The organism is Lachnoclostridium sp. An118 (assembly GCF_002160985.1).
Taxonomy (GTDB): domain Bacteria; phylum Bacillota; class Clostridia; order Lachnospirales; family Lachnospiraceae; genus Claveliimonas; species Claveliimonas stercoravium.
Genome location: NZ_NFLQ01000006.1, coordinates 149,454 through 160,741 on the forward strand (window position 1 = coordinate 149,454; position 11,288 = coordinate 160,741).

9 protein-coding genes are annotated in these 11,288 nt (G+C 56.7%); all 9 read right to left on the reverse strand.

The genetic code is table 11. The features are described 5' to 3' along the window. Positions 1 to 31 precede the first annotated feature (31 nt). The 9 genes from B5E62_RS07555 to B5E62_RS07595 all read right to left on the reverse strand — a co-directional run bounded on the left by B5E62_RS07555 (position 32) and on the right by B5E62_RS07595 (position 11,164). Positions 32 to 1,546, reverse strand: a complete 1,515-nt coding sequence (locus B5E62_RS07555) for a 4Fe-4S dicluster domain-containing protein (protein WP_087174006.1) — start codon at positions 1,544 to 1,546, stop codon at positions 32 to 34. Positions 1,547 to 1,677: 131 nt separating this feature from the next. After that, positions 1,678 to 4,065, reverse strand: coding sequence for a homocysteine S-methyltransferase family protein (locus B5E62_RS07560; protein WP_087174007.1), 2,388 nt, complete (start codon positions 4,063 to 4,065; stop codon positions 1,678 to 1,680). Continuing rightward, a complete protein-coding gene (locus B5E62_RS07565; RefSeq protein ID WP_143468821.1) occupies positions 4,062 to 4,715 on the reverse strand; it encodes a vitamin B12 dependent-methionine synthase activation domain-containing protein in 654 nt (217 codons plus the stop codon). Before B5E62_RS07565 ends, B5E62_RS07560 begins: the two co-directional genes overlap by 4 nt. Positions 4,716 to 4,744: 29 nt before the next feature. Next, positions 4,745 to 5,614, reverse strand: coding sequence for a methylenetetrahydrofolate reductase [NAD(P)H] (gene metF, locus B5E62_RS07570; protein WP_087174008.1), 870 nt, complete (start codon positions 5,612 to 5,614; stop codon positions 4,745 to 4,747). A gap of 102 nt (positions 5,615 to 5,716) precedes the next feature. Next, positions 5,717 to 7,153, reverse strand: coding sequence for a glycogen synthase GlgA (gene glgA / locus B5E62_RS07575; protein WP_087174009.1), 1,437 nt, complete (start codon positions 7,151 to 7,153; stop codon positions 5,717 to 5,719). Positions 7,154 to 7,231: 78 nt separating this feature from the next. Beyond that, complete coding sequence (gene spo0A / locus B5E62_RS07580) at positions 7,232 to 8,023, reverse strand: sporulation transcription factor Spo0A (protein ID WP_087174010.1); 792 nt, start codon at positions 8,021 to 8,023, stop codon at positions 7,232 to 7,234. 113 nt (positions 8,024 to 8,136) lie between these two features. Beyond that, the gene (gene spoIVB, locus B5E62_RS07585; protein ID WP_087174011.1) at positions 8,137 to 9,204 is read right to left on the reverse strand and encodes a SpoIVB peptidase; all 1,068 of its coding nucleotides are present in this window, start codon (positions 9,202 to 9,204) and stop codon (positions 8,137 to 8,139) included. A gap of 108 nt (positions 9,205 to 9,312) precedes the next feature. Next, a complete protein-coding gene (locus B5E62_RS07590) occupies positions 9,313 to 9,894 on the reverse strand; it encodes an ANTAR domain-containing response regulator (protein WP_162610275.1) in 582 nt (193 codons plus the stop codon). Between the two features lie 43 nt (positions 9,895 to 9,937). Beyond that, positions 9,938 to 11,164 carry a glutamine synthetase family protein gene (locus tag B5E62_RS07595; protein ID WP_330398057.1) on the reverse strand — a complete coding sequence of 409 codons (1,227 nt, stop codon included), beginning with the start codon at positions 11,162 to 11,164 and terminating at the stop codon, positions 9,938 to 9,940. Between the last annotated feature and the right edge of the window lie 124 nt (positions 11,165 to 11,288).

The following is an 11,288-nucleotide window of genomic DNA, read 5'->3' on the forward strand; positions in this document are numbered from 1 at the left end:
GGCGTTTGTCAACGCCGGGGCATTTCACCGCCTATTTCAGCTCTATCTCTTCCAGCTCCTTTGGAGGCACCTGTCTGGAGGACGCCTTCACGAAATCCTGGATCTTCTTCTGGGCCTTCGGCACAGGGATATTCGTGCCGGCTCCGGCCACACAGCCGCCGGGGCAGCCCATGCCCTCGATGAGGCAGCCGTTCATCCTGCCCGCCTTGGCCAGAGTCAGGATCTTCTTGCAGTCTGCAAGTCCCTCTGCATGCTCGATATTCACCTGCACATCCGGGTAGTAGGTGTTGATGCACTTCCTGATGGCATCCGCCACTCCGCCAGCCACCGCGTAGCCGCGTCCTGCGCCTGTGGCGTTGTGGAAGGAGGACTCTGCGGAGTACTGGGTAAGGTCGATGTCCTTCGCGTCGAACATGGCCTGGAGCTCCTCAAAGGTCACCACGAAATCCACGTCGCTGCGGACAGTCCTTCTCATAGCCTCCAGCTTCTTGGCCGCGCAGGGACCAATGAAGACTACCTTGGCGTCCGGATGCTCCTGCTTGATGGTCCTGGCTGTAGCCACCATGGGCGTCAGCTCCTGTGATACCTCGTCGATGAGGTCAGGGAAGAACTTCTTCGCCAGCATCGCCCAGGAGGGACAGCAGGAGGTGAGGAGGAAGGGAAGCTCCCCTGTAGTCACTTTCTCCACATAGTGGTGGGCCTCCGCGATAGCGCCGATGTCCGCACCCAGGGCCACCTCGTACACCTCTTTAAAGCCCAGCTCCATGAGAGCCGCCTTCAGATTTCTCGGTGTGATATTGTCGCCAAACTGCCCGTAGAAGGCGGGCGCGATCTCCGCGATGATATAGTCTCCCTCTGTCAGCGCTCTGGCCAGCTGAAAGATCTGGGACTTGTCAGAGATGGCCCCGAAGGGACAGTTCACCATGCACATGCCGCAGGAAACGCATTTCTCATTATCAATATAGGCCCGCCCCATCTTGTCGGAGACAATAGCTCCCACGCCGCAGGCCTTCTGGCAGGGGCGCTCCTTTTTCGCAATGGCGTCATAGGGGCAGACAGACTTACACTTTCCGCACTTGATACATTTGGACTGGTCGATAAAGGATTTCCCATTCACAAAGGAGATGGCCCCCTTCGGACAGACCTCCATACAGGGGTGGGCCAGACAGCCCTTGCACATATTGCTGACCTCGTATCCCTTCTCCTCACAGGCCTCGCAGGCAGACGGGATCACCTGCATGAGCGGCGGCTCATAATATTTGTCGGAGATATTGCTGGCCTCAACTCCCGCCGTAAGATGGACCGGCTTGTTCTCCGGGCGCAGGGACAGTCCCATGGCCAGCCGGAGTCTCTCGCGGACGATAGCCCTGGCTCTGTACACGCTCTCCCGGTACTTGATCTTCGTGTCCTCGTTTACCATTTTATATGGAATGGCTTCCATGTCATCGTTTAGCGTCTCCGGGTTGGATTTAAATCCAAGCCTTGCGACCTCCTCGAATACCTTCCGGCGCAGTCTCCGCACCGTTGTATCCAATCCTCTCATCATAAAGTGGTCTCCTCCTGTAATTGAACTTTTGCCCCCTCGTCAAAAGGGCTTTTCTTCATTACAACTATAGCGGGCTGTTAATTTTCTGTCAAGAACACGGTGTGTACAAAATCAGGAACATGGAACCGGTCCTATCTCCCGAACAGCTCCTGGGCATAGTAGACCGACTGCATGGCGTCCTTCCCGTAGAAATCAGCCCCGATCATGTCCGCGTACTCCTGGTTCAGCACAGCGCCTCCCACCATGACCCGGCAGTCCGGCCTGGCCTCCTTCAGCTGGCGGATCGTCTCCTCCATACTGCCCACGGTGGTGGTCATGAGGGCGGAGAGCCCCACCAGACGGACCTCCTCCTCCATCGCCTTCCGCACGATATCCTCCGGGGGCACATCCTTCCCCATGTCGATCACGTCAAAGCTGTAATTTTCCAGGAGTACCTTCACGATGTTTTTCCCGATATCATGTATATCCCCCTTGACAGTCGCCAGGATGATCTTCTCCTTCTTCTCAGTGGAAGCTCCGCTCTCCTCCAGCCTGTCCCTTAGCACGGCAAAGGCATTTTTGGCCGCGTCAGCGCTCATGAGGAGCTGCGGCAGGAAGACAGTCCCCCTCTCGAAGCCCTTCCCCACCTGGTCCAAAGCCGGGATCAGCTCACTGTCGATGATGGCAAGGGGGGGCTGCTCCTTCACCAGCTCCCTGGTGATGGCGGAGGCATCCTCCTTCAGCCCCTTCTCTATGGCCGCTCTCAGTGAGAGAGAGGACGGTCCTGCCTGGGCCGACGTATCCGCCTGTACAGTGCCGTACTCCCGGATATACTCCTCACAGTTGGCGTCAAAGCCCATGAGGGCGCAGTAGGCATAGTAGGACTTCATCATCTCGGCGGAGGAGGGATTGATGATGCCGGCTGTGAGGCCGCTCTGCAGGGCCATCGTATAGAAATTCGCATTGATGACCGCCCTGCCCGGCAGGCCAAAGGAGATGTTGGACACGCCGAGGACAGTCCGGACGCCGTATCTTTCCCTAACCAGCCGGAGGGCCTCCAGGGTCGTCCTGGCGCCATCCGGGTCGGAACTGATAGTCATGGCCAGCACATCGATGACGATGTCTTTTTTCTCTATCCCGTATTTTCCGGCCTCCTCTATGATCCTTCCGGCAATCCGGGCCCGCCCCTCAGCGTCCGATGGAATGCCCTCCTCATCCAGGGTCAGGCCCACCACCACGCCGCCGTACTTTTTCACGAGCGGGAAGACCTGGTCCATGGACTCCTGCTTGCCGTTGACTGAGTTGATCATGGGCTTTCCGTTGTACATCCTCATGGCCGCCTCCATAGCCTGGGGGTCCACTGTGTCGATCTGCAGGGGCAGGCTGGTGATGCTCTGCAGCTCTCCCACCACATCCTGCATCATGGATTTCTCATCTATATCGGGCAGCCCCACGTTCACATCCAGGATGTGGGCGCCCTTCTCCTGCTGGGTGACCGCCTCCTTCAGGATGTATTCCATATCATGGTCCTTCAGGGCCTGCCGGAACCTCTTTTTTCCTGTGGGGTTGATGCGCTCTCCGATGATGACCGGCTTATCCCCCAGGAGCACCGCCCGCCCGTAGGAGGAGACGATGGTATGGGACTTCCTGACAGGGGACTTCACCTCCATTCCCCGGCAAAGCCTGGTCATCTCCCGAATGTGGGCCGGGGTAGTGCCGCAGCACCCGCCGACAGCGCAGGCCCCCATCTCCACGATCTTTTTCATGGAGGAGGCGAACTCCTCCGGGGCCACGTCGTACACGGTGCGTCCGTCCCGCTGCCTGGGCAGCCCCGCGTTAGGCTTTACGATCACTGGAAGGGAGGTGTACTTCATGATATCCTCCAGGATGGGGAGCATCTGCTCCGGGCCCAGACCGCAGTTGATGCCGAGGGCGTCCACCCTGAGTCCCTCCAGCATGGAGACGGCGGCAGCCACGTCTCCCCCTGTCAGCAGCTTCCCTTTCTCGTCAAATATCATGGTGACGAAGACAGGGAGGGATGTGTGCTCCTTCGCCCCCAGCACGGCAGCCTTCATCTCGTACATGTCGCTCATGGTCTCAATATGGATCAGGTCCGCCCCGGCGGCCTCCCCATACCCGGCGGCCTCCCCGAAGGCGGACAGGGCCGTCTCAAAATCCAGGTCCCCCAGAGGCTTCAAGAGCTTTCCCGTGGGCCCTATATCCATAGCCACATAGACCTTCCTGTCATCGCGCACGCCCAGCCAGGCGCCCTCCTTGGCGCTCACCACGGCGGCTGTGATGATGTCCTCCAGGTCATACTCGCTGCTGTGGAATTTGAGGGCATTGGCTCCGAATGTGTTGGTGAGGACAATGTCGCTCCCGGACTCAAAATACTGCCTGTGTATGTCCACGATATCCTCTGTGTGCTCCAGGTTCCAGGCCTCCGGCAGTTCCCCCGGGCGAAGTCCCTTCTCCTGGAGAAGGGTTCCCATGCCGCCGTCAAAAAACAGCAGCTCTCTTCCTAATCTATCCAGTATCATCCTTCGTTCCTCCGATATATACAGTCTGTCTTGCCGCAGGCCTCACAGCCCTTTCTGTGGCATGGCTCCTTTACCGTGGAGACCCCGATCACCGCAGTGACGGATTTCACCGGGGTGAGCATGGAGCTGTCCGTCAAGGAGAGGCCTATCCTCTTCGGCGCCTCCAGCATGGCCAGCAGCTGTCCCTGGTGACAGATGGAGAAGTCACCGTAACCCGGGCTGAAACGGGGGCGCAGGTATTTGCCCTCACGCTCCAGCTCACGGCCTATCTTCTCCTGCTCCCCGTCCAGATATTCCTCCAGCATGGCGGCGGCACAGGCCTGGGTCACCACGGCTGCCGCCATGTCTGTCAGGGACTGGCGGCGCATGAGAAGGTCCACCCCCGAGCCCAGGGTGGCCCCCAGCACGACCGCCTGGCAGCAGCCCTTCATATTCTTCCAGAGACTTCTGCTCTCCACCTCCATACCTCCTATGTCCAGACGCCCCTCTCCGGCTGTCTTCAGGTCAAAGACCCGCCATACGATCCTTGGGGATGCAGCTTTCTCCAGCTGGCTGAATGCCGCGGCCACCAGGCGCAGGGTAGCCTCGTCCGCCTCCCTTCGTCCAAAACCAAGATAGCGGACTGCCTCCTTTGTCATTGTGTCTGTCATTGTGTCTCCTACATCCTTTCTGTCCTATACTATGCCTTTATGACCTCTGAGAGGCCGTCCATGATGGCCCGGGCTGTCCGGGGTCTGTTCATGGAATAGATGTGGATATCCTGTATGCCGTTGGCTATCAGGTCAATGATCTGGTCCACGGCGTAGGCGATCCCCGCCTGTTCCATCGCCGCCGGATGGTCTCCGAACAGGTCCAGGATGGCGCGGAAGCGCTGGGGCAGCACAGTGCCGGACAGAGCGCATATCCGCTTCATCTGCTTTGCGTTTGTGACGGGCATGATGCCCGGCAGGACAGGCACCGTGATCCCCGCCTCCCGTATCCGGTACAGGAAGCTGTACAGGATACTGTTGTCAAAAAACATCTGTGTGGTGAGGAAGTCCACGCCGCAGTCCACCTTGTGCTTCAGATGAAGGATATCCTCCTTCTGGGTGGCCGCCTCCACATGGCCCTCCGGGTAGCAGGCGGCGCCGATACAGAAATCCCCCTCCCTGCGGATATCCTCTATGAGTTCGCTGGCATATCTGTAGTGGTGGGGAAGCGGGAAGGTGACGTCCTCCGGGATATCTCCCCGGAGGGCGAGGATATTCTCGATGCCTCTCTCCCGCAATGAGGCGATGACCTGCCGCACCTCCTCCCGGGTGGAGGAGACGCATGTCAGGTGGGCCAGGCTTGGCACCTGGAAATCCTCTTCGATCCGGGTGGCAATGCGCACCGTGTTCCTGCTCGTTCCTCCTCCCGCGCCGTAGGTGACGCTCATAAAGGCAGGCTGCAGGGACGCGATCTCCCCGGCCGCCTCCAGCACCGCGTCGTAGCTGTCCTCTGTCTTTGGCGGAAAGACCTCGAAGGAAATATGTATCCCCTCTCCTCTCAATATATCCTTTATCTTCATGTAAAAACCACTCCTTTGCACACCGGGACCACACTGGTAAAAAACAGGCTGCCGCGCCAGATAAACAGGTGCGGCAGCCTGAGATCCATCCTGTCATGCATCCTATAATTCGTCGTAAAGCTTCTCGTACTGTCTTGCAGAATTATTCCATGAGAAATCCTGCGCCATAGCTCTCTCCACGATCTTGTTCCAGTCTCTCTTGTGATCGTAGAATATCTGCTCCGCATAGCGGACCGTTGCCATCATCTCATGGGCATTGTAATTGCAGAAGCTGAAGCCGGTGCCGGTCTTCTCATATTCATTGTATGGCTCCACCGTATCCTTCAGGCCTCCCGTCTCGCGGACGATAGGCAGCGTCCCGTAGCGCAGGCTCATGAGCTGGCTCAGGCCGCAGGGTTCAAACAGGGAGGGCATGAGGAAGGCGTCGCAGGAAGCATATATCTTGTGGGACATAGGCTCCGAATAATAGATATTGGCGGAAACCTTCCCGGGATACTTCCAGGCGTAATGTCGGAACATGTTCTCATATTTCGCCTCCCCGGTCCCAAGGGCGACGATCTGGATGGCATCCTGGCACAGCTCGTCCAGCACGCAGTCGATCAGGTCAAATCCCTTCTGGTCCGTCAGCCTGGAGACAATACCGATCATCATCACATGGCTGTCCTTGTCCAGGCCCAGCTCCTCCTGGAGGGCAAGCTTGTTCTTTACCTTCTCCTTGCGGAAATTGGAGACGGAGTAATTGCGGGCGATGTGCTTGTCCGTCTCCGGATCGTAGTCATCGTAGTCGATACCGTTGACAATACCTGACAGGCTGCCCGCTCTGGCGTTCATCAGCCCGTCCAGCTTTTCCCCGTAGAAGGGAGTCTTGATCTCCTCCGCGTATGTACTGCTGACCGTAGTGATGCGGTCCGCGTATACAATGCCGCCCTTCAGGTAGTTGGCGTCCTTGTAGGCCTCCAGCTTGTCCGGCACGAAATAGTAGGACGGAAGGCCTGTGATATCCTGCACCCTCTTTGTGTCCCAGGTGCCCTGGAATTTCAGGTTGTGGATAGTCATGACCGTCTTGATGCCTCGGTAGTACTCGTTCCCGTAGCGGAAATTGTCGAGGAAGATGGGGATGAGTCCGGTCTGCCAGTCGTGGCAGTGGATGATGTCCGGGCGGAAGCCGATCACAGGCAGGGCGCTCAGCACAGCCTTGGAGAAGAAGGCAAACTTCTCAATGTCCGCATACATATCCCCGTAGGGCGCCCAGCCGCTGAAATAATATTCATTATCTATAAAATAGAACGTGATCCCCTCGTACTGCAGCTCGAGGATGCCCACGTACTCTGTCCTCCAGTTCAGGTCCATGTAAAAATGAGTCTTATACTGCAGCTGGTTTCTCCACTCCTCTTTCATGCAGAGATATTTGGGCAGCATGACACGGACATCATATTTTTCTTTATCAAAGTATTTCGGCAGAGACCCAACCACGTCCGCCAGCCCGCCTGTCTTGATAAAGGGCACGGACTCCGATGCTGCAAAAAGTATTTGTTTCATGATATCTTTCCTCCCATCCTTACGGTATATAGGTATATATATATTTATTATACCGTATTTTTTTTCAGATGAAAAGGGTTATCTGTTTTTATATTCCAGGCGGAGGGTGTCTGCGATGAGTGCGATAAACTCCGAATTTGTGGGTTTTCCCTTGCCGTTGCTCACAGTGTAGCCGAAGAGCTCGTCCAGGGTGTCCAGCTTGCCCCTGCTCCAGGCCACCTCTATGGCGTGGCGGATAGCCCTCTCCACCCGGCTGGCCGTTGTCTGATGGCGCTTGGCGACTGTGGGATAGAGGACCTTTGTCACTGCGTTCAGCACATCCATGTCCTCCACAGCCATCATGATGGCGTCCCTCAGATAGTGATAGCCCTTGATGTGGGCGGGGATGCCGATCTCGTGGATCATATCCGTCACTCTCGTCTCCAGGCTCTGCTCCTCCGGCTCCCCGCTCTGCCGGGAGGAGTCCATGCCATGGATGTAGCTTGTCCGGCTCTTCTTCGTGACCTGCTTGATCCGCTCCAGGATAACATCGTTTTTAAAGGGCTTCATGACATAGTATACGGCTCCCTTATTGAAAGCGTCCTCTGTGATGCGCTCCTGCCCCACAGCCGTGACTATGATAAAATACGGGCGCTTTTTCAAAGTTTTGTCATGGTTGACGGCGTCCATCACACCGAGTCCGTCCATTTTAGGCATGATCAGATCGAGCAGGACAACATCCGGCTCTTTTTCCCGGATCACACGGCACATATCCTCACCGTTGTCCGCCTTCCCCACAAGGCTTAAATCCTTGTCGCTGCTGATGATATCGCCAAGCAGCTCCAGGATCCTCTCATTGTCGTCGGCGATCGCTACACGAATCTCTCCCATTCCATAATCCTCCTATCTGTTCTTGAAAAACTGTCAAGGAAAATTATAGGATTACAAAAATGCGAAATCAAGGATTTGAAGTCGGAAGATCTCGACAGCTTCCTCCCGTTTTCTTAACTTTCGATATGTTTCAACATATCCTGTATGAAGATGCCGTAGCCCTCCTTCGGGTTGTTCACGAACACATGGGTCACCGCTCCTATCAGCCGCCCGTTCTGGATGATAGGGCTGCCGCTCATGCCCTGGACAATGCCTCCGGTGAGCCCAAGAAGCTTCTCGTCCGTCACCTCCAGCAGGATCTCCTTGTTCGCTTCCTGGGCGTTCCTGTCAACTTTTGTAATACGGATCCTGTAATCCTCCACAGTACCGCTGACCGCACAGCGGATGAGGGCATCCCCCTCCTCGATCTGGCTCTCGTCCGCAGCCGCCTCCAGGGGCTGTGTATCTGTAAACAGGGCGTCGATCCTGTCCAGCGTGCCGTATATACCGTCCTCCGTGTTCTGGGTGATGCTCCCCAGGATATTGTAGTTGTTGTAGATGATGACGCCCTCCATCCCGCCCGGCGTCCCGTCCTTTCCCTTCCTGATGTCCTTGATGCTGGTCGTGTAGAGAAGGCCGTCAGACGCGTTCAAGAGCTGCCCGGTGTCTGTATCCCGGATGCCGTGTCCGAGAGCTCCGAACTGACTGTCTCCGTTCAGGAAGGTGACGGTGCCGAGCCCCTGGGCGTTGTCCCTCACCCAGATCCCCAGCTTGTACTCATCCCTTTCACAGCGAACAGCCTTCATGCGTATGGCGATCTCCCGGCCGTCCCGGCGCACCCGCAGCACGACTTCCTCCTTGTCCAGGGCCGCCACTGCCTCCACCAGCTCGGACTTATTGCTTATCTCTTCCCCGTCAAGCCCGATGATATAGTCCCCCTCCTGCACGAGATTTGCCGCGGGCTCATACTCCTGGCCGTCCTCTCCCTGGATTTTTTCCGTCCCCAGGACCATAGCGCCCTCTGTCTCCAGGTAGATCCCCACCGGCATGCCGCCGGGGATCAGCAGTTCCTCGGACGCAGCCGCGCTGGCCTCCCTCTCCAGGCCGGCTCTGCTCTCCTCTATCAGATACCAGCTCCCGCCCACAGAGATGGTGAACACGAGGACCATGATCAAGATTCGTCTGTACCAATATCTACGCATACTATCGTCTCCATACCGCCGCTCTCTCAGGAGAGCGTTTTATCGTTAGTATGCGAAGGCGGAGCTCTTTTACACTGGGAATATATGGCTGCCCGCCGTCATCGGCCGTCAGCTGTCTCTTAAGATTTCCTCCGCGATGCGTATCTTCCTGACGCACCGGTCCATGGCTGATTTTTCTATATATCTGTGTGCGTCCGGTTCGCTCATCTTCCTCTGGTCCACGAGGACCCACTTGGCCCTGTCAATGGTCTGCTGCTCCTGCAGCCGTTCCTTCAGCCTGCGCATCTCCTTTTCCAGTTTCTTTATCTTCATCTGGACAGCGCTCAGCATTTTCACGGATGTGTAGAGGTCCTGCCTTGTGGTGGGCCTGGCCAGCGTGACGATGCCATAGTCCTCCACCTGGGAAGACACCTGCTCGTACATCTCCGCCTTGACCAGCAGGAGGATCCCTGTCTCGTGCTGCTCAGCTATATCAATGGCAGCCTGTATGCCGAAATCATCCTTCAGCGGCGTGTTGATGATGAGGATATCGTAAGTCTGGCTGACCAGCATCCGCTTTGCGTCCCCCATGGTGAACACGCAGGAAATATCTCTGTACTGGGGGCCCGTGAGCACCTCCCTCAGAACGGAGACCATCTTGTCTGACGCAGAGGCCACCAGGATGCGGTATGCCGCTTTTTCTGCTGTCATGTTCATTCCCACTCCTTTATCCTGTCGGTGTAGTCAGTGTGTCTCAGCGTGTCTGTGGCGGATTTTTGTAGACATCCAGGTATGCCTCGGGCAGGACCCTCTTAACGAGCGCGCTCGCGGCCGCCGCGTCCCATGCCTCTCCGCGGCTCTCCGGCAGCTTCCTCAGCTGGTCTGTCAATGTGTGGTCCGCTGTGTACAGATTGACATTGGCCGGCTTCTGGAGCGGCAGCTTTCTCTCGATCCCGTCCATCCCCGCATAGATGAGAAGGGCAAAGGCCAGATAGGGATTGGCTGTTGGGTCAGGGGAGCGCAGCTCGATACGCTTCTTACCGTTCTTCACCGCCGGGATCCGTATCAGCTGGGAGCGGTTCTCCGGGGACCAGGTCACATATTTGGGAGCCTTCTTCTCGCCCAGCCTCCGGTAGGAGTCCTCAGAGGGGTTGAGGAACAGAGTGATGTCCCTGATATGCTCCAGGATACCTGTCATGAACTGTCCGTTGCAGTCTGACCCGTCCTCACTCCTCACTGACATATTGATATGCATGCCGTTGCCCGCGTATTCCTTGATGGGCTTGGGTGAAAAGTCCGCACAGAGTCCGTTCCCCATAGCTGCGGTGCTCACCACCCACTTAAAGGTGGCTGTGTTGTCCGCCGCTGTGAGAGGGTCGCTGTACATAAAGTCGATCTCATTCTGTCCCGGCCCCTCCTCGTGGTGGGAGGCCTCCGGCTCTATCCCCATATCGATGAGCGTAAAGCAGATTTCCCGGCGGATGTTCTCTCCCTTGTCCTCCGGGGCCACATCCATATACCCGGCCATATCGAAGGGGATCTTTGTGGCATTTCCCTGCTCGTCTGTGTTGAAGAGGTAGAACTCCACCTCAGTCCCGAAATCGATCTTCAGCCCCTTTTCCTTCGCCTTCTCCACTGCCATTTTTAATATATACCGGCTGTCCTTCTCGTAGATCGTCCCGTCAGGATAGCGGATGTCACAGTACATCCTGGCCACCCGCCCTGTGGACGGACGCCACGGGAGGATGGAAAAGGTAGAGGGGTCCGGGTGGAGAAAGAGGTCGCTCTTCACCTCATTGTCAAACCCGGCCACGGCCGAAGCGTCGAAGGAGATGCCCTCTTTGAACGCCCTCTCCAGCTGCCCCGACAGGATGGAGATGTTTTTCTGCACGCCAAAGGCGTCAAAAAAGGCCAGGCGGATGAACTTCACATCCTCCTCATCCACAAATGTCATGACCTTTTCATACTGATACATATCCATATATCTTCCTCCTAGTATAATAATGGTGTAGTCAATAATGACTACGGGTTAATAGTTACAAAGTCTAAATGAATAACTGAAGGAGGGCTTCCCTCTCCATCAGATGTTATTGTTTCCTTACCGT

Excerpts from the sequence above, each read along its gene's own strand:
- glgA (WP_087174009.1), bottom strand. The coding sequence starts at position 7,153 with ATGAAACAAATACTTTTTGCAGCATCGGAGTCCGTGCCCTTTATCAAG.
- spoIVB (WP_087174011.1), bottom strand. The coding sequence starts at position 9,204 with ATGCGTAGATATTGGTACAGACGAATCTTGATCATGGTCCTCGTGTTC.
- B5E62_RS07555 (WP_087174006.1), bottom strand. The coding sequence starts at position 1,546 with ATGATGAGAGGATTGGATACAACGGTGCGGAGACTGCGCCGGAAGGTA.
- B5E62_RS07595 (WP_330398057.1), bottom strand. The coding sequence starts at position 11,164 with ATGGATATGTATCAGTATGAAAAGGTCATGACATTTGTGGATGAGGAG.
- B5E62_RS07565 (WP_143468821.1), bottom strand. The coding sequence starts at position 4,715 with ATGACAGACACAATGACAAAGGAGGCAGTCCGCTATCTTGGTTTTGGA.
- metF (WP_087174008.1), bottom strand. The coding sequence starts at position 5,614 with ATGAAGATAAAGGATATATTGAGAGGAGAGGGGATACATATTTCCTTC.
- B5E62_RS07560 (WP_087174007.1), bottom strand. The coding sequence starts at position 4,065 with ATGATACTGGATAGATTAGGAAGAGAGCTGCTGTTTTTTGACGGCGGC.
- B5E62_RS07590 (WP_162610275.1), bottom strand. The coding sequence starts at position 9,894 with ATGACAGCAGAAAAAGCGGCATACCGCATCCTGGTGGCCTCTGCGTCA.
- spo0A (WP_087174010.1), bottom strand. The coding sequence starts at position 8,023 with ATGGGAGAGATTCGTGTAGCGATCGCCGACGACAATGAGAGGATCCTG.